The following is a 17,060-nucleotide window of genomic DNA, read 5'->3' as shown; positions in this document are numbered from 1 at the left end:
GCTGTGAACCCCTCCCTGGGCGCTACCGACGCCATCCCTGGCGTAGGACCTCCTCTCCGACCTGTCCCCGGCGCTTCTCGCTGTGCAACTGCGGTAGCCCTGTTCTGGCAGTGACTCAGGCGTCGTCTTCGTGGATCTGGCTCTCCTGGCGCGCCAGGTCGTCGGCCTCGAAACCGCCGAACACCCCAGCACCCTCCTCGCCGCGCATGGCCAGGTGGCGGAAACCGCCGAACAGCTCGCGGCCCAGGCCGACGTGGTAATGGTCGAGATCGCCGACCCGCAGTTCGCGTTCGGCCCAGGTGTGGGCGTCGATCTTGACCTCGAGACTGCCCTTGTCGGCATCCAGGCGCACGATGTCGCCATTCTTGAGCTTGGCCAGCGGGCCGCCGTCCAGGGCCTCGGGGCTGATATGAATCGCCGCCGGCACCTTGCCGGAGGCGCCGGACATGCGGCCGTCGGTGACGAGTGCCACCTTGTAGCCGCGGTCCTGCAGCACGCCGAGATAGGGCGTCAGCTTGTGCAGTTCCGGCATGCCGTTGGCCTTGGGGCCCTGGAAGCGCACCACGGCGATCACGTCGCGGTCCAGCTCGCCGGCCTCGAAGGCACCCTTGAGGTCGTTCTGGTCTTCGAAGATGCGTACCGGCGCCTCCACCACGCGGTGCTCGGGGGCCACGGCCGAGACCTTGATCACGCCACGGCCCAGGTTGCCGTCGAGCACCGTGAGGCCGCCGGTGGGGGCGAAGGGGTCTGCCACGCCGCGCAACACCTCGGTGTCGAGGCTCTGCTCCGGTCCCTCGCGCCACACCAGCTTGCCGTCCTCGAGGAAGGGCTCCTGGGTGTAGGCGGTGAGGTCGGTGCCGAACACCGAGGGAATGTCGCCATGGATCAGACCGGCACCGATCAGTTCGCGGAACAGGTAGCTCATGCCGCCCGCGGCCTGGAAGTGGTTGATGTCGGCCTGGCCGTTGGGATAGACCTGCATCAGGCTCGGCGTCACGGCGGAGAGGTCGGTGAAGTCCTCCCAGGTGAGAGTGAGGCCGGCCGCGGCGGCCATGGCCACCAGGTGCAGGGTGTGGTTGGTCGAGCCGCCGGAGGCGAGCAAGCCGACGATGGCGTTGACGATGGCGCGCTCGTCGATCTGCTTGTAGAAGGGGCGATAGTCGCCGCTGGGCTCGGTATTGCGGATCGCCTGCTCGGTGGCGAAGCGGGTCAGCGCCTCGCGCATCTCGGTGCCGGGGTTGACGAAGGAGGTGCCCGGCAGGTGCAGGCCCATCATCTCCATCATCAGCTGATTGGAGTTGGCGGTGCCGTAGAAGGTGCAGGTGCCGGGGCTATGGTAGGACTGCGACTCGGCCTCGAGCAGGTCTTCGCGGCTGGCCTTGCCCTCGGCGAACAGCTGGCGGATGCGTGCCTTCTCCTTGTTGGGCAGGCCGCTGGGCATGGGCCCGGCAGGCACGAACATCGCCGGCAGATGACCGAAGCGCGCCGCGGCGATGAATAGCCCCGGAACGATCTTGTCGCACACGCCGAGGTAGAGGGCGGCGTCGAACATGTTGTGGGAGAGCCCCACGGCAGTCGCCATGGCGATGACATCGCGGGAGAACAGCGACAGCTCCATGCCCGGCTGGCCCTGGGTCACGCCGTCGCACATGGCCGGCACACCGCCGGCGAACTGGGCGGTGGAGCCCATGGCGCGGGCGGCGGCCTTGATGGTCTCGGGGAAGGTCTCCAGCGGCTGGTGGGCCGAGAGCATGTCGTTGTAGGCCGAGATGATGCCGAGGTTGGCCGAGTTCATCAGCTTCAGCGAATTCTTGTCCGTCGCGCCGCAGGCCGCGAAGCCGTGGGCCAGATTGCCGCAGGAGAGCTCGCCCCGGTGCACACCGCGGCGGTGCTGGTCGGCCATGCGCTGCTCGTAGAGGGCGCGGCGCTCGGCGGAGCGCTGGCGGATGCGGCGGGTGACGTCGGCGACGGTGGGATGGAGGGCGGGGGTCGTGCTGGCCATGGGTCACCTCGGAATCGAGTGTCGGTTGTCTTGTAAACTTACCAATAAAGCGTCCGGATAATTCGCCATGCTACCCGGTAATTGGCAATATTTGTAGTTTTGTTACCGCGATTTTGTTGGCGGGAGACCGGATTACAGCCCCAGTTGTAGGCCTGGTAAGCGCCAGCGCACCAGGCGGGCTATGCCCGATGCGCCTCCGGCTTATCGGGCCTACCACTGCCCTGCGAACCTTGCCCCGGCCGTAGGCCCGGTAAGCGCCAGCGCCCTGGGCGGATCATGCCCGATGCGCCTCCGGCTTATCGGGCCTACCACTGCCCTGTGAACCTTGCCCCGGCCGTAGGCCCGGTAAGCGCCAGCGCACCGGGCGGATCATGCTAGAGCCCTAGCAGGCGCAGCCACCAGCGGCGCCAGGGCGGATCGAGCAGCCACACGGCGTTGTGGCGGGCCTGCAGGAAGACGCTGCGCTGGTGGCTGAAGCGCAGGAAGCCGGTCTCGCCCTGGTAGGCTCCCATACCGCTCTCGCCGATGCCACCGAAGGGCAGGGCGGGCACGGCGTAGTGCCACAGGGTGTCATTGAAGACCACGCCCCCCGAGTGGGTCTGCTCCAGCAGGCGCCGGCGACGGCCCGGGTCGTCGGTGAAGGCGTAGAGCGCCAGGGGGCGAGGCCCCTCGGCGACCCTGGCCAGGGCGGCGTCGAAGTCGCGCACGCCGATCACCGGCAGCCAGGGGCCGAATATCTCCTCCTGCATGATCGCCAGGTTGGCGGTCGGGTCCACTACCAGTGTAGGTGGCAGTTTGGTGTCCCGGCCAAGCTTCAGACGCTCGCCCAGTTCGATCACCCGGCAGCCGTGATCGCGGGCCTCGTCGAGCAGGCGATCGAGCCGCAGGCGCGAGGGCTCGCCGGGCACCGCCGAATAGTCGTCGCTGGCGGTGCCCCGTGGATAGAACGCCTTGACCACCTCGCGGATCGCCTCGATGAAGGCCGGCAGCCGTGCCGCATCGATCAGCACATGATCCGGGGCGATGCAGGTCCGGCCGGCGTTGAGCCACTTGCCGAAGGCGATGCGCCGGGCGGCATGCGCCAGGTCGGCATCATCGGCGACGATGGTCGGAGCCTTGCCGCCGAGTTCCAGGGTGACCGGCGTCAGATGGTCGGCGGCCGCACGTGCGACCTCGTGGCCCATCGCCGGGCTGCCGGTGAACAGCAGGTGGTCGAAGGGCAGGGCGGCGAAGGCCTGGGCGGTCTGCGTGTCGCCGGTGACCACGCACAGCTCGTCGGGCGCGAAGTAGCGCTCGACCAGCCGGGCCAGCAGGGCGCTGGTGGTGGGAGTCTGCTCGCTGGGCTTGATCATCACCCGGTTGCCGGCGGCCAGGGCATCGACCGCCGGCAGCAGCGCCAGGCTCCAGGGGTAGTTGGCCGGGGCGAAGATGCCCACGACCCCCAGCGGCTGGCGATAGATGCGCGCCCGGGCCGGCTGCAGCCGCCAGGGCACGGCGGCACGGCGCGGCGCCATCCAGCGCTTCAGGTGCCGGCGGGTGTGGCGGAGTGCCAGCAGCAGCGGAGCGATCTCCGCCAGACGCGTCTCGGCCTCGGCGCGGTGGCCGAAATCCTGGTGGATCGCCTGGATGACCTCGTCGCGGTGGTGGCGGGTCATGCGCGCCAGGCGGGCGAGGCGGTCGCGGCGGGTCGCCGCCGAGGGGAAGGGCTCGGCGGCGAAGGCGTGGCGCTGCTGGTCCAGGCGCGCCTGCAGGGCGCGGGCGTCGGTCATGCACGTCTCCGTGTGTCGATGAGGATGGAAGGGGGCTCGGGCACTGGGCACAATGTAGGCCTTCTGCCAACGGCTTGTCAGCCGCCGGCCCCTTTTTACTCCGGGAGTCCCCATGTCGGAGCTGGTCCTGAGCGAACTGCCCGCCATCGAGGCGGTGCCGGCCGCGGCCTGGAATGCGCTGGTCGGCGACGACCATCCCTTCCTGCGCCACGAGTTCCTGCATGCCCTGGAGGCCAGCGGGGCGGTGAGCCCCGCCACCGGCTGGGTACCGCGCCACCTGACCCTCTGGCAGGGCGAGGCGCTGGTCGGCGTCATGCCGCACTACCACAAGCACCACTCCTTCGGTGAATACGTCTTCGACTGGGGCTGGGCCGAGGCCTGGGAGCGCGCCGGGGGCGACTACTACCCCAAGGGGCTCTCGGCGATTCCCTTCACCCCGGCACCCGGGCCGCGCCTGGCCCTGGCCCCGCACCTCGACCCCCTGGCCGCCCGCCGGGTGCTGGCCCAGGCCTGGGAGGAAAGCGCGCTGTCGAGCTGGCACCTGCTGTTCGCCGAGCCGCGCGAGGTCGAGGCCTGGCAGGCGGCCTGTCCGTCCCTGCTGGCACGCCAGGGCGTGCAGTTCCAGTGGCAGGATCGCGGCTACGGCGACTTCGAGGGCTTCCTGGCCACCCTGACCGCGAAGCGGCGCAAGGCGATCCGCCGCGAGCGGCGCCTGGTGGCCGACCAGGGCCTGACCCTGCATCGCCTGGAGGGCGAGGCCATCGACGCGGCGGCGATGGCCCACTTCTTCCGCTGCTACGAGATCACCCACCTGGAACGCGGCCGCCACGGCTACCTCGGCCTCGATTTCTTCGAGCGCCTGCGCCGCACCCTGCCCGAGTCGCTGCTGCTGATCCAGGCCCGATGCGACGGCGCCCCGGTGGCCGCCGCGCTCTGCCTGCAGGGCGCGCGCACCCTCTACGGGCGCTACTGGGGCAGCGAGGTACTGGCCGACTGCCTGCACTTCGAGGCCTGCTACTACCAGGGCATCGAGCATTGTCTCGAACGCGGCCTGATCACCTTCGACCCCGGCACCCAGGGCGAGCACAAGCTCGCCCGGGGCTTCGCTCCGCGGCGGCTCACCTCGCTGCACCATATCGCCGACCCGCGACTGGGCGACGCCGTGGCGCGCTTCTGCGCCGAGGAGCGGGCCCATGTCGAGGCCTACTGCCGGGCGGCCGAGGCGGCGCTGCCCTTCCGGGAAGGCTCCTAAACCCTGCCGATAGGCGGCGAAACTGGCATAATGCCCGCCATCGGCAACCTCGTGACGGACTCCCTGCATGCTCAAGTGGCTGGCCATCGTGCTCATCATCCTGCTCGCGCTGCTGCAGTACCGGCTGTGGCTCGGCGAGGGCGGCATGCGCGAGCTCACCGAGGTGCGCCAGCGGGTGACCGTGTTGGAGGAACAAAACCAGCCGCTACGCGCCCGCAATGCGCGCCTGGCCGCCGAGGTGGTGGACCTCAAGACCGGCCTCGATGCCATCGAGGAGCGGGCCCGCAGCGACATCGGCATGGTGCGCAGCGACGAGCAGTTCTTCTGGGTGCCCGGCGTGGCGGTGGAGACCACCGGTCTCGAGGCCAATGCCGGCCTGGTGGGCATGCCGGCATCCGGCGCCGAGGCTGGCCAATGAGCCGTCGCCCGTGGCTGGTGGTGCCTGCCGCGGGGCAGGGGCGACGCATGGGCGCCGACCGCCCCAAGCAGTACCTGCCGCTGGCCGGCCGGCCGGTGCTGGCCTGCACCCTGGCGCGCCTCCACGCGGCCTTCCCCGAGGCCCGGCTCTGCCTCTGCCTCGACCCTGACGATGGCCACTTCGACCCGGGCTGGGTGCCCTTCGCCGACTGGCGGCGTGTGCCTGGCGGGGCCGAGCGCGTCGACTCGGTGGTCAACGCCCTGGCGGCCATCGCCCCGGAGGCCGATGAGAATGACCTGGTGCTGGTCCATGACGTGGCCCGGCCCTGCGTCACCGTCGACGATCTTTCGCGGCTGCTGGCGGCCATTGTGGACGACCCCGTGGGCGGGCTGCTGGCGGCCCCGGTGGCCGATACCATGAAGCGCGACGACGGCGCCGGGCGGGTGCGGGCCACCGAGGCCCGCGAGGGCCTCTGGCACGCCTATACCCCCCAGGGCTTCCGCCATGGCCTGCTGCGTCGCGCCCTGAATGATGCGCTGGCGCGGGGCGTCGCCGTCACCGACGAGGCCTCGGCGGTGGAGGCGGCGGGCCTCTCGCCGCGGCTGGTCGGCGGGCGTCGCGACAACCTCAAGATCACCCATCCCGAGGACCTGGCCCTGGCGGCCTTGATATTGTCTGCCCAGCAACAGGTATAAAACGAACATGATGCGAATCGGCCACGGCTTCGATGTCCACCGCTTCGGCGAGGGCGACCACCTGATGGTCGGCGGTGTCGCCATTCCCTTCGACCGGGGATTCGTCGCCCACTCCGACGGCGACGTGCTGCTGCATGCGCTCTGCGACGCCCTGCTGGGCGCCTGCGCGCTGGGCGACATCGGCCGCCACTTCCCCGACACCGACCCGGCCTGGGCCGGCGCCGACAGCCGTGCCCTGCTGCGCCATGTCGCCGGGCTGGTGGACGGGGCCGGCTATCGGGTCGGCAACCTGGATGCCACCCTGATCGCCCAGGCGCCGAAGATGGCGCCGCATATCGACGCCATGGCACGACATATCGCCGACGACCTGGGTGTTGGCCGAGGCGCGGTCAACGTCAAGGCCACCACCAGCGAACGGCTCGGCTTCACCGGCCGCGGCGAGGGCATCGCCGCCGAGGCGGTGGCGCTGCTGGTGCGTCGCGACGGGGAGGCGGCCGGTGAGTGAGGTCGGCTCCCCCGGCGTCCAGGATGCCATCGACTGGCCGCCGGCCTGGCCGCGGGTGCTGGAGGGCGAGTTCGGCGTGCCGCCATCCGGCGACTACCGCGCCGTTCCCGAGGACTTCCGGGTCGAGGAGGCCCTCGACTTTGCCCCGGAAGGGGAGGGCGAGCACCTCTGGCTGTTCATCGAGAAGCGCGACCTGACCACCGCCATGGTGGCCCGAGAGCTGGCCCGGCTCTGCGAGGTCTCGCCGCAAGTGGTCGGCTACTCGGGCATGAAGGACCGCGTCGCCGTGACCCGCCAATGGCTCTCCGTGCAGTTGCCCGGCCGCGAGGCCCCCGAGGGGCTCGTGGCGCGACTCGCCGAGCGTGGCATCCGGGTGCTCGACCAGGCCCGCCATCCGCGCAAGCTAAAGCGCGGCGTGCACCGGGCCAATCGCTTCCACTTACGAATCACCGGGGCGGCCGTGGCCGACCCGGGGCTCGAGGCGCGCTGGCAGCGCCTCTGCGACGCGGGGGTCGCCAACTACGTCGGCCCCCAGCGCTTCGGCGCGGACGGGCGCAACCTGCAGCGTGCCCGGGCCGTGCTGGCCCGCGGCTGGCGCAAGCGCGATGATCGTGAGGGCATGCTGCTCTCGGCGGCCCGCAGCTTCCTGTTCAACGAGCTGCTGGCGGCCCGGGTGCGCGACCACAGCTGGGCCATGCCGCTGCCCGGCGAGGTGGTGATGCTCGACGGCAGTGCCAGCCAGTTCGACGTCGCGCCCGACGATGCCGCCGAGCTTGGCGAGCGCGCCCGGCGCCTCGACCTGCATCCCGCCGGAATACTCTGGGGCGTCGGCACGTCGCGTGCCGCCGGCGCGGCCCGGGCCCACGAGGCCGCTCTGGTCGCGCGCTACCCCGGGCTGTGTGGCGGGCTCGAACGCGCCGGCGTTCGCCTGGCCCGCCGGGCCTTGCGGCTGCGCCTGGGCGAGCCGCGGCTGACACGCGGCGACGGCGAGCTCTGGCTGGCTTTTAGCCTGCCGCGGGGAGCCTTCGCCACCGCCGTGCTGCGGGAACTGATCTCTCATCCCTTCCTTGGGGCCCCTCCTACCGACAGGAGCCTGTGATGCGTCGACTGCTGTTATCCAATGACGACGGGGTGCATGCCCCGGGGCTGCGCGCCCTCCACGATGCCCTGCTGCCTCATGCGCGGCTGCGTGTGGTCGCGCCGGATCGCGACAAGAGCGGGGCCAGCAACTCCCTCACGCTGAGCCGGCCGCTGGCGCTCTCCTCACTCGACAACGGCTTCTACAGCGTCGACGGTACGCCCGCGGACTGTGTCTACCTGGGGGTCAACGGCGTCTGGGACGAGAAGCCCGACCTGGTGATATCGGGCATCAACCACGGTGGCAACCTCGGCGACGACGTGCTCTACTCCGGCACCGTGGCCGCCGCCATGGAGGGGCGCAACCTGGGCATGGCGGCCATCGCCATGTCGCTGGTGGGGGCGCGCCATTTCGAGACCGCCGGACGGGTGGCGGCGAGCCTGGTCGGGGCGGCCGACCAGCTCTCGCTGCCGCCGCGCAGCCTGCTCAACGTCAACGTGCCGGACCTGCCGTGGAGCGAGATCCAGGGCTTTCGGGTCACCCGGATGGGCTATCGCGGCCCGGCAGCGCGCCCCCTGGAGGTTCGTGATCCACGGGGCCGGCTGCGCTACTGGATCGCCACCGTGGGCGAAAATGCCGACGATGGCCCGGACACCGACTTCGCCGCCGTCGAGGCGGGCTATGTTTCCATCACGCCGCTGCAGACCGACCTGACCCGGCATGCAGCGCGCGACGACGTGCAGGACTGGCTGGATGCACTCACCTGAACTGCTGCGCGGTGTCGGCATGACATCGCAGCGAACCCGGGACCGCATGATCGGCCGCCTGGCCGACCAGGGGATCCATGACCGACGGGTCCTGGAGGTGATGGCCCGGGAGCCGCGTCATCTCTTCCTCGACGAGGCCCTGGCGCATCGTGCCTACGAGGACACCTCGCTGCCCATCGGTCATGGCCAGACCCTCTCCCAGCCGTGGATGGTGGCACGCATGACCGAGCTGGTGATCCAGGAGGCGCCGTCCCGGGTGCTGGAGGTGGGCACCGGCTCTGGCTACCAGACCCTGGTGCTGTCGCGGCTGGTGAAGGAACTCTGGTCGGTGGAACGGATCAATGCCCTGCATCGCCGTGCCGGAGGTCGCCTGCGCCTGCTCGAGGTTCGCAATACCCGGCTGCGCCTCGCCGATGGTGGCCATGGCTGGCCGGAGGAGGCGCCCTTCGACGTGATCCTGCTGACCGCCTGTGCCAGCGAGTTGCCCGCGCCGCTGCTCGCCCAGCTCGGCGACGGGGGGGTGTTGATCACGCCGCTGGCCGAGCCGGATGGCCGGCAATCCCTGACCCGTGTGCGCCGCAGCGGTGATGGCTTCGAGACACAGCGGCTGGAAGCGGTGCGGTTCGTGCCGCTGCTGGAAGGCGTCATTCGATGAAAGGAGTCCGCTGTTGAAGCGTCATCTCGGTATCTTTCTCAGGGGCGCCGGCATGGGGGCCGCCGATGCGGTGCCCGGTGTGTCCGGCGGCACCATCGCCTTCGTCACCGGCATCTATGAGGAGCTGATCCACAGCATCAAACAGTTCGGCCCCAGCGCCTTCGTCGCCTGGCGTCGCGGCGGCCTTGCGTTGCTGGTGGTGCATCTCAACCTGGCCTTCGTGCTACCGCTGCTGGCCGGCATCGCCATCAGCCTGTTCAGCGTGGCCCACCTGGTCGTCTGGTTGATGGACGATTTCCCTCAGCTGCTCAACGGCTTCTTCTTCGGCCTGGTGGCCGCCTCGGCGGTGGTCGTCAGCCGCCATCCGGCCGACTGGAAATGGTGGCACCTGCTGCCGCTCGCCGCTGGCCTGCTGCTCGCCCACGGCCTGCCGTCGCTGATGCCGCTGGTCACCCAGCTCGGCAATCCCGACCTGGTGCTGGTGGTGGGCGGGGCCATCGCCATCAGTGCCCTGCTGCTGCCCGGTGTGTCGGGCAGCTTCCTGCTGCTGACCATGGGTCTCTATGGCACGGTGATGCAGGGCATCCGCGGCTTCGACCTGGGGTTGATCGGGCTGTTCGGGGCGGGCTGCCTGATCGGCCTGTTCGGCTTCTCGCGGTTGCTCTCCTGGCTGCTGCGCCACCATCACACCGCAACCCTGCAGCTGCTGGTCGGCTTCATCATCGGTTCGCTGCCGGTACTCTGGCCATGGCGCGAACTGGTACGCTACCAACTGGGTTCCGAGGGCCAGATGATTCCCCTCGACTACCGTTACCTGACCCCGGCCGACTTCGCCGAGCTGACCGGCGACCCTGCCCGGCTGCCGGCGGTGGTGGCCCTGATGCTGGCCGGTGCGGCCCTGGTGCTGCTGATCAGCCGGGCCAATCGGCCGGCGACATCCGGTTCTCGACAAGGTGCTGACAAGGAGGAAGGCTCCGATGCATAAGGTATTTCTGATTTCTGGCCTGGCCCTGGCGCTCGCCGGCTGTGCCGCCCAGCAGGGCGAGAGCGGGCCGGTACAGGTCCGCGACCTGTCGGCCAGCCGCGCGGATGCGACGCCCGCCGACTACACCGTGGAAGCCGGCGACACGCTCTACGGCATCGCCTGGCGCTATGACATGGACTACCGCGACCTGGCCCGCCTCAATCGCATCGGCCCTCCTTACCGCATCGAGCCCGGTCAGCGGCTGGTGCTGGGCGGCGAGGGCAGCGCCACCGCGGCCTCCGGCCAGGGCGGCGGCGAGGACGCGGCCGGCGGCCGTGGGGTCGTGGCCACCGGTCTCGGCGGCGAGGCATCGGGGAGCGATGAGGAGCTCGATTGGCTGATGCCCGACGAGAGTGCCATCGAACGTAACCGCCGCCTCTCGGCCGAGCGTCAGGAGGCGGACGACTCGCCCCGGGGGGCCAGTCAGGCGGCCGTGGCCAGCCCATCAACGACGGAAAGCGCCGATGCCGTCTCGGGCGCCGACCAGGGGCCGGGACCGGTCTACAGCTACGAGAGCCCGGGAGCGGACGGCAGCCTGAGCGAGCGCGACCTGGCCGAACGGCGTGAACGGGTGTCGCGCGCGGAGGACGCGGAGGAAGAGCAGGCCACCGGCGCGGCGGCACAGCGCAGCACCGAACCGAGCGCCGCGCCCGACGCCACGGCCGAGGACGAGGCGGCCCAGACGGCCAGGGCGTCGTCGGAGACAGACGACGGTGGCGCTGATGCCGGGACCTCGGTCGCCGGCGAGCCGGCCGCCGAGCAGCGCGCCGGGCGCCGCTACACCCCGGTGGATGAGGTGGCCTGGCAGTGGCCGTTCGAGGGTGACGTGGTCGGTCGTTTCGGCGAGGGCGGAAGCATCACCGCCGGCATTGATATCGCGGGTCAAAAGGGGCAACCTGTCAAGGCAGCCGGCCCGGGAATCGTGGTCTATGCGGGCAGCGGCGTCAGGGGCTACGGCAACCTGATTCTGCTCAAGCACAACGACCAGTTCCTGAGTGCCTATGCCCACAACGACACCCTGAACGTCAAGGAGAATGATGTGGTCGAGGCTGGCGAGGTCATCGCCACCATGGGCGACAGTGATGCCGAGGATGTCAGGCTGCATTTCGAGGTGCGCAAGGACGGCCAGCCTCAGGATCCCCTCGAGTTTCTGCCTGCCCGCTGACCCTGACCCTGACGGTCGGCCAGCATCGGATGTAGGACGGACGAGGTACCGCACAATAATAACTTCGCGCGTCGATCGTCCGGCCATGGACCCACGACGCCCGGTCGCAACCATGGGGTAGCAATCGATGAGCATGCTTGAACGGGATCTTCAGGATGTGCATCTGGCATCCGCCAACGAGGCGAACGAGGACGCTGTCGAGAGCGAGGATGAGCGGGAGGACATCGAGGACGAGGAGGCGGTGGTCGGCGACGATGAGGCCTTCGAGAAGGCGCTGAGTCGCGAGGATCGCCATCAGCGTCACAGCCTCGATGCCACCCAGATCTACCTCAACGAGATCGGCTTCTCGCCGCTGCTGACGCCGGAGGAAGAGGTCTTCTTCGGGCGCCTGGCGCGCAAGGGTGACCCGCTGGGCCGCTCGCGGATGATCGAGTCGAACCTGCGCCTGGTGGTGAAGATCGCCCGGCGTTATCTCAATCGTGGCCTCACCCTGCTCGACCTGATCGAGGAGGGTAACCTGGGCCTGATCCGCGCGGTGGAGAAGTTCGATCCCGAGCGTGGCTTTCGCTTCTCCACCTACGCCACCTGGTGGATCCGCCAGACCATCGAGCGGGCGCTGATGAACCAGACCCGCACCATTCGGCTGCCGATCCATGTGGTCAAGGAACTCAACATCTACCTGCGGGCGGCCCGTGAGCTGACCCAGAAGCTGGATCACGAGGCCACGGCCGAGGAGATCGCCGACCATCTCGACAAGCCGGTGGCGACCGTCAAGAAGATGATGGGCCTCAATGAGCGCGTCTCCTCCGTCGACTACCCGATGGGTAGCGAGAGCGACAAGCCGCTGATCGAGACCCTGGCCGACGACAACGACCAGGGCCCCGAGTCCACCCTGGTGGACGGCGACGTGCGCCAGCATGTCGACGAATGGCTGGCCGAGCTCACCGAGAAGCAGATGGAGGTGGTGGTGCGCCGCTTCGGCTTGCGCGGCCACGAGGCCGCGACCCTCGAGCAGGTCGGCGAGGAGATCGGCCTGACGCGCGAACGGGTCCGCCAGATCCAGGTGGAAGCGCTCAAGAAGCTGCGCCGAATGCTCGACAAGCAGGGCCTCTCGCTGGATGCCATCTTCGAGTGACGTCGCGTGCCGGAGGCCCCTCCGGCACCGGCACGCCACTGCCCCAGGACCCCGACCATGGCCCGGCCGCTGATCGCCGACATCGACCTCGACGCCCTGCGTCACAACTATCGCCTGGCCCGTGACCAGGCCCCCCACAGCCGCGCCGTCGCCGTGATCAAGGCCGATGCCTATGGCCATGGCGCCGTGGCCTGTGCCCGGGCGCTCGAGGGCCTGGCGCCGGCCTTCGCCGTGGCCTGCCTCGAGGAGGCGCAGGCCCTGCGCGAGGGGGGCATCACGGTGCCCATCGTGCTGCTCGAGGGCATCTTCGAGGCCGCCGAGCTCGAGCGAGTCGAGGCGCTGGGGCTGTGGATCGCGGTGCACACCGACTGGCAGCTGGAGGCGCTGCTCGCCTATCGCCCCGCGCACCCCATCCCGGTGTGGGTCAAGGTGGACTCGGGCATGCACCGGCTGGGCTTCCCGCCGGAACAGGCCGAGGTGGTCTGGGCGCGTCTCGTCGCGGCGCCCGACTGCGCCTGCGACCTGCACCTGATGAGCCACTTCGCCACCGCCGATGCCCTGGCGCCCGACTACTTCCGGCGCCAGCTCGCGCTGCTCGACGACCTGGCGATACGGCTCGAGGCGCCCACCTGCCTCGCCAACTCGCCCGCCACCCTGGCCTGGCCCGAGGCGCATGGCGCCTGGAACCGTCCGGGGGTGATGCTCTACGGCAGCGACCCGCTGGAGGCCTCCAGCGAGGCGAGCCGTCGCCTGGCGCCGGTGATGACCCTGCGCTCCGCAATCATCGCCGTGCGCGAACTCGCCCCGGGCGAGCCGGTGGGCTATGCCGGGCGCTGGAGGGCGCCACGCCCCTCGCGGATCGGCGTGGTCGCCTGCGGCTACGGCGACGGCTATGACCGGCATGCGGTCGACGGCACCCCGGTGCTGGTCGACGGACAACGCACGGCCATCGCCGGCAAGGTCTCCATGGACATGCTGACGGTGGATCTCACCGAGCTTCCCGAGGCCGACATCGGCAGCGAGGTGGTGCTCTGGGGGCGCGCCACGAACGGCGCACTGCTGTCCGTGGACGAGGTGGCACGCCATTGCGACACCATCAGCTACACCCTGCTCACCGGGGTGCTGCCGAGGGTACCCAGGCGCTATCATGGCGCGCACTGATCACCGCAGCACGGGAAGCCGCATGTCCAGGGACGCTACCACCAAGACCGCCTTCGCCCATCCCCGCTACTGGCCGGTTTGGCTGGCCATCGGCTCGATGCATGTTGCCGCCTGGCTGCCCTGGCGCCTCAAGCTCTGGGTCGGCAAGGCGATCGGTCTGGCCGCCTGGCGCTTCGCGAAACGCCGCCGGCATATCACCGAGACTAACCTGCGGCTCTGCTTTCCCGAGCGGGACGACGAGCAGCATCAGAGGTTGGTCCGCGAGACCTTTATCGCCAACGGCATCGGGATCATGGAGACCGCCACCGGCTGGTGCCGCGACCCTGAACACTTGCGCCACCGGGTCACCTTCAAGGGCCAGGAGCACATGGCCCGGGTGCAGGCGCAAGGGAAGGGGGCACTGATCATCGGTGTGCACTTCTCGACCCTGGACCTGGGCGGCGCCCTGCATTCGCTGTTCTTCCCCGCGGATGTGGTCTATCGCCCCCACGACAACCCGCTCTTCGAGCGCTTCATGACCCGCGCGCGCAACCGCATCTTCGGCATTTCCATCGACCGTCATGACCTGCGCGGCGTGGTGCGACGGATCAAGGCCGGGCACCATGTCTGGTACTCCCCGGACCAGGACTTCGGCCGCGACGTCAGCGTCTTCGCCCCCTTCTTCGGCATTGAGGCAGCCAGCATCAAGCTCACTGCCAAGATCGCCCGTATGACCGGGGCGCCCGTCATGCCACTGATCTTCCACCGCAATCCGGACAACCGTACCTACACACTGGAGTACTTGCCGCCGCTGGAGAACTTCCCCAGCGGCGACGAGGTAGCCGACGCGGCCAAGGTCAACGCCTTCATCGAAGCCGCCATTCGCAAGCACCCCGAGCAGTATCTGTGGCTACACCGGCGCTTCAAGACCCGACCCAGGAGCGAGCCCGGGTTCTACTGACGCTGATGGACGGATGTCGGGTTTGTAGGCCAGATAAGCCGAAGGCGCATCTGGCTTATGGAGCCTCCAGTGGCGTGAGTTGGCCACTACTCGCCCGGTGCGCTGTCGCTTACCGGGCCTACGTCTGGAAGCGGGAAGTGAAATGAAAAAAACCCCACGCACCTCGCGGTCGTGGGGTTTCTTCCAGCTTCAGGCTTACAGCTTACCGCGCCGGCGAAGCCGGTCAGGCGTCGATGCGCTTGTACTTCATGCGGTGCGGGGTGTCGTCGCCGACGCGCTTCTTGTGGTCCGCCTCGTACTCGGTGTAGTTGCCCTCGAAGAACTCCACGTGGGACTCGCCCTCGAAGGCCAGGATGTGGGTAGCGATGCGGTCGAGGAACCAGCGGTCGTGGGAGATCACCAGGGCACAGCCGGGGAAGGCCAGCAGGGCCTCCTCCAGCGCCCGCAGGGTCTCGATGTCCAGGTCGTTGGAGGGTTCGTCGAGGAGCAGCACATTGGCGCCCTGCTTGAGGGTCTGGGCCAGCTGCAGGCGACCGCGCTCGCCGCCGGAGAGCTCGCTCAGGCGCTTCTGCTGGTCGTTGCCCTTGAAGTTGAAGCGGCCCACGTAGGCCCGCGAGGAGACCTCGTAGCCGTTGATGTTGAGGATGTCCTGGCCGTCGGAGACCGCCTCCCACACCGTCTGCTTGTCATCCAGGGCGTCGCGCAGCTGCTCGACGTGGGCGATCTTGACGGTTTCGCCGATCACCACCTCGCCGCCGTCGGGTTGCTCGGTGCCGGTGATCAGCTTGAACAGGGTCGACTTGCCCGCGCCGTTGCCGCCGACGATCCCCACAATGCCCCCCTTGGGGACGGTGAAGGTCAGGTCCTCGTAGAGCAGTTGGCCGTCGAAGGCCTTGGCCACATCGTGGAACTCGATGACCTTGTCGCCCAGGCGCGGACCGGGCGGAATGTAGATCTCGTTGGTCTCGTTGCGCTTCTGGAAGTCGCCGGACTGCATTTCCTCGAAGCGGTTGAGGCGCGCCTTGCTCTTGGCCTGGCGGCCCTTGGCGTTACTGCGCACCCACTCCAGCTCCTGCTTGATCGCCTTGTTCTTCGAGGCCTCCTGCTTGGCCTCCTTCTCCAGGCGTTTCTCCTTGGCCTCGAGCCAGCCCGAGTAGTTGCCCTCGAAAGGGATGCCCTGGCCGCGGTCGAGCTCGAGGATCCAACCGGCCACGTTGTCGAGGAAGTAGCGGTCGTGGGTGATCGCCACCACGGTGCCGCTGTAGTCGTGCAGGAAGCGTTCCAGCCAGGCTACGGACTCGGCATCCAGGTGGTTGGTGGGCTCGTCGAGCAGCAGCATGTCGGGGCTGGAGAGCAGCAGGCGGCACAGCGCCACACGGCGCCGCTCGCCGCCGGAGAGGTGGCCGACGCGGGCCTCCCAGGGCGGCAGGCGCAGGGCCTCGGCAGCCACTTCCAGCTTGCGGTCCAGGTTGTGGGCGTCGGAGGCCTCGATGATGTTCTCCAGGCGCGCCTGCTCGCTGGCCAGGGCATCGAAGTCGGCGTCCGGCTCGGCATAGGCCACGTAGACGGCGTCGAGTTTCTCCTGGGCCTCCTTGATCTCGCCCAGGGCCTCTTCCACGGTCTCGCGGACGTTCTTGTCGTCGTCGAGCGCCGGTTCCTGGGGCAGGTAGCCGACGTTGATACCCGGCATGGGGCGCGCCTCGCCCTCGAACTCGGTGTCGACGCCGGCCATGATGCGCAGCAGGGTCGACTTGCCCGCGCCATTGAGGCCCAGCACGCCGATCTTGGCGCCCGGGAAGAAGGACAGCGAGATGTCCTTGAGGATCTGCTTCTTGGGGGGCACGACCTTGCCCACCCGGTTCATGGTGTAGACGTATTGCGCCATGGAAAGCCACTTTGTTGGGGGGTTTCAGTGGCCACGATGATAGAGCCCGGGGCCGCCAAAGGCCAGCGTCCCCGGGCCGAGGGCAGGGGTTACTCTTCCTCTTCCTCGAGGGCCCAGTCGTCCTCGATGGCGCGGCGCAGGCGGCGCTCCTCGATGAGGGCCTCCACGCGTCGGCGGGCCCTCAGGGTATCGGCACGACTGCTGGGGCGGACGCGACCGTAGTCGTCATTGACCGCTTCCAGATAGTCCTGATCGTCATCGTCGGTGGTGTCGAGAAGGGGTTCATGGCTCATGCGACGTCCTCCCATGGCCCGGGGCCGAACGCTGCAAGGTCCGGCGGAGCATACGATCGCTTCCCGTCCCGGGTGCGGAACCTGAAGCGCCAGCAGGCAACGACCGTTGCCTGCTGGCTATATAGCTTCATGGAAGGCCGAGGACAAGCCCCCGGGGGACTTTTTTGGTTCTTCACAAGTCGGCGTGAAAACAGCGGGAGTGTCGCGTAGACATCATGGATTGACCTGCCCCTCCTCAACGTCGTGGGTTACGTTGAGGAGGGACCTAAACGCAGAGCCACTATTGAGGGAGGCAGGTCATGACACAGTCTAACGC

General features: G+C 69.0%; 16 protein-coding genes. 12 read left to right on the top strand and 4 right to left on the bottom strand.

The window, feature by feature from the left end:
- Positions 1 to 115: 115 nt before the first annotated feature.
- Positions 116 to 2,002 carry a phosphogluconate dehydratase gene (gene edd, locus OP497_RS09125; RefSeq protein WP_280547891.1) on the bottom strand — a complete coding sequence of 629 codons (1,887 nt, stop codon included), beginning with the start codon at positions 2,000 to 2,002 and terminating at the stop codon, positions 116 to 118.
- 374 nt (positions 2,003 to 2,376) lie between these two features.
- The gene (locus OP497_RS09120; protein WP_280547890.1) at positions 2,377 to 3,771 is read right to left on the bottom strand and encodes an aldehyde dehydrogenase family protein; all 1,395 of its coding nucleotides are present in this window, start codon (positions 3,769 to 3,771) and stop codon (positions 2,377 to 2,379) included.
- A gap of 112 nt (positions 3,772 to 3,883) precedes the next feature.
- Here OP497_RS09120 and OP497_RS09115 point away from each other — a divergent pair, with 112 nt between their 5' ends.
- The 12 genes from OP497_RS09115 to lpxL all read left to right on the top strand — a co-directional run bounded on the left by OP497_RS09115 (position 3,884) and on the right by lpxL (position 14,566).
- Complete coding sequence (locus OP497_RS09115) at positions 3,884 to 5,023, top strand: GNAT family N-acetyltransferase (RefSeq protein ID WP_280547889.1); 1,140 nt, start codon at positions 3,884 to 3,886, stop codon at positions 5,021 to 5,023.
- A 67-nt stretch (positions 5,024 to 5,090) separates the two neighbouring features.
- Positions 5,091 to 5,441 carry a cell division protein FtsB gene (gene ftsB / locus OP497_RS09110; protein ID WP_280547888.1) on the top strand — a complete coding sequence of 117 codons (351 nt, stop codon included), beginning with the start codon at positions 5,091 to 5,093 and terminating at the stop codon, positions 5,439 to 5,441.
- Positions 5,438 to 6,136: a 2-C-methyl-D-erythritol 4-phosphate cytidylyltransferase gene (gene ispD / locus OP497_RS09105; RefSeq protein WP_280547887.1), complete on the top strand. Its 699-nt coding sequence runs from the start codon at positions 5,438 to 5,440 to the stop codon at positions 6,134 to 6,136. The genes ftsB and ispD overlap by 4 nt, the downstream gene beginning before the upstream one ends.
- Positions 6,137 to 6,146: 10 nt before the next feature.
- The gene (gene ispF, locus OP497_RS09100) at positions 6,147 to 6,641 is read left to right on the top strand and encodes a 2-C-methyl-D-erythritol 2,4-cyclodiphosphate synthase (RefSeq protein ID WP_280547970.1); all 495 of its coding nucleotides are present in this window, start codon (positions 6,147 to 6,149) and stop codon (positions 6,639 to 6,641) included.
- Positions 6,634 to 7,740 (top strand): tRNA pseudouridine(13) synthase TruD, encoded by a 1,107-nt coding sequence (gene truD / locus OP497_RS09095; RefSeq protein ID WP_280547886.1) that lies wholly within the window; start codon positions 6,634 to 6,636, stop codon positions 7,738 to 7,740. The genes ispF and truD overlap by 8 nt, the downstream gene beginning before the upstream one ends.
- Positions 7,740 to 8,486 carry a 5'/3'-nucleotidase SurE gene (surE, locus tag OP497_RS09090; RefSeq protein ID WP_280547885.1) on the top strand — a complete coding sequence of 249 codons (747 nt, stop codon included), beginning with the start codon at positions 7,740 to 7,742 and terminating at the stop codon, positions 8,484 to 8,486. Before truD ends, surE begins: the two co-directional genes overlap by 1 nt.
- Positions 8,473 to 9,141 carry a protein-L-isoaspartate(D-aspartate) O-methyltransferase gene (locus OP497_RS09085; RefSeq protein ID WP_280547884.1) on the top strand — a complete coding sequence of 223 codons (669 nt, stop codon included), beginning with the start codon at positions 8,473 to 8,475 and terminating at the stop codon, positions 9,139 to 9,141. The genes surE and OP497_RS09085 overlap by 14 nt, the downstream gene beginning before the upstream one ends.
- Before the next feature lie 10 nt (positions 9,142 to 9,151).
- Positions 9,152 to 10,126: a DUF368 domain-containing protein gene (locus OP497_RS09080; RefSeq protein ID WP_280547969.1), complete on the top strand. Its 975-nt coding sequence runs from the start codon at positions 9,152 to 9,154 to the stop codon at positions 10,124 to 10,126.
- Entirely contained in the window at positions 10,119 to 11,330 is a 1,212-nt protein-coding gene (locus tag OP497_RS09075; protein ID WP_280547883.1) for a peptidoglycan DD-metalloendopeptidase family protein, read from the top strand. Before OP497_RS09080 ends, OP497_RS09075 begins: the two co-directional genes overlap by 8 nt.
- Before the next feature lie 127 nt (positions 11,331 to 11,457).
- Complete coding sequence (gene rpoS / locus OP497_RS09070) at positions 11,458 to 12,465, top strand: RNA polymerase sigma factor RpoS (protein ID WP_280547882.1); 1,008 nt, start codon at positions 11,458 to 11,460, stop codon at positions 12,463 to 12,465.
- 57 nt (positions 12,466 to 12,522) lie between these two features.
- On the top strand, positions 12,523 to 13,626 hold the full coding sequence (gene alr / locus OP497_RS09065) for an alanine racemase (RefSeq protein ID WP_280547881.1): 1,104 nt from the start codon (positions 12,523 to 12,525) through the stop codon (positions 13,624 to 13,626).
- A 22-nt stretch (positions 13,627 to 13,648) separates the two neighbouring features.
- The gene (lpxL, locus tag OP497_RS09060) at positions 13,649 to 14,566 is read left to right on the top strand and encodes an LpxL/LpxP family Kdo(2)-lipid IV(A) lauroyl/palmitoleoyl acyltransferase (RefSeq protein WP_280547880.1); all 918 of its coding nucleotides are present in this window, start codon (positions 13,649 to 13,651) and stop codon (positions 14,564 to 14,566) included.
- Positions 14,567 to 14,789: 223 nt separating this feature from the next.
- Here lpxL and ettA read toward each other — a convergent pair whose 3' ends face one another.
- Entirely contained in the window at positions 14,790 to 16,451 is a 1,662-nt protein-coding gene (gene ettA, locus OP497_RS09055) for an energy-dependent translational throttle protein EttA (protein WP_280547879.1), read from the bottom strand.
- An 89-nt stretch (positions 16,452 to 16,540) separates the two neighbouring features.
- Positions 16,541 to 16,744, bottom strand: coding sequence for a hypothetical protein (locus tag OP497_RS09050; protein WP_280547878.1), 204 nt, complete (start codon positions 16,742 to 16,744; stop codon positions 16,541 to 16,543).
- Between the last annotated feature and the right edge of the window lie 316 nt (positions 16,745 to 17,060).

Origin of the sequence: Halomonas sp. 11-S5 (genome assembly GCF_029889825.1) — a bacterium.
Lineage (GTDB): Bacteria > Pseudomonadota > Gammaproteobacteria > Pseudomonadales > Halomonadaceae > Halomonas.
This window is presented reverse-complemented; position numbering and strand designations above follow the sequence as displayed.

Excerpts from the sequence above, each read along its gene's own strand:
- alr (WP_280547881.1), top strand. The coding sequence starts at position 12,523 with ATGGCCCGGCCGCTGATCGCCGACATCGACCTCGACGCCCTGCGTCAC.
- OP497_RS09120 (WP_280547890.1), bottom strand. The coding sequence starts at position 3,771 with ATGACCGACGCCCGCGCCCTGCAGGCGCGCCTGGACCAGCAGCGCCAC.
- OP497_RS09085 (WP_280547884.1), top strand. The coding sequence starts at position 8,473 with ATGCACTCACCTGAACTGCTGCGCGGTGTCGGCATGACATCGCAGCGA.
- edd (WP_280547891.1), bottom strand. The coding sequence starts at position 2,002 with ATGGCCAGCACGACCCCCGCCCTCCATCCCACCGTCGCCGACGTCACC.
- rpoS (WP_280547882.1), top strand. The coding sequence starts at position 11,458 with ATGAGCATGCTTGAACGGGATCTTCAGGATGTGCATCTGGCATCCGCC.
- OP497_RS09075 (WP_280547883.1), top strand. The coding sequence starts at position 10,119 with ATGCATAAGGTATTTCTGATTTCTGGCCTGGCCCTGGCGCTCGCCGGC.
- ftsB (WP_280547888.1), top strand. The coding sequence starts at position 5,091 with ATGCTCAAGTGGCTGGCCATCGTGCTCATCATCCTGCTCGCGCTGCTG.
- lpxL (WP_280547880.1), top strand. The coding sequence starts at position 13,649 with ATGTCCAGGGACGCTACCACCAAGACCGCCTTCGCCCATCCCCGCTAC.
- ispF (WP_280547970.1), top strand. The coding sequence starts at position 6,147 with ATGCGAATCGGCCACGGCTTCGATGTCCACCGCTTCGGCGAGGGCGAC.
- surE (WP_280547885.1), top strand. The coding sequence starts at position 7,740 with ATGCGTCGACTGCTGTTATCCAATGACGACGGGGTGCATGCCCCGGGG.
- OP497_RS09115 (WP_280547889.1), top strand. The coding sequence starts at position 3,884 with ATGTCGGAGCTGGTCCTGAGCGAACTGCCCGCCATCGAGGCGGTGCCG.
- OP497_RS09050 (WP_280547878.1), bottom strand. The coding sequence starts at position 16,744 with ATGAGCCATGAACCCCTTCTCGACACCACCGACGATGACGATCAGGAC.
- ettA (WP_280547879.1), bottom strand. The coding sequence starts at position 16,451 with ATGGCGCAATACGTCTACACCATGAACCGGGTGGGCAAGGTCGTGCCC.
- ispD (WP_280547887.1), top strand. The coding sequence starts at position 5,438 with ATGAGCCGTCGCCCGTGGCTGGTGGTGCCTGCCGCGGGGCAGGGGCGA.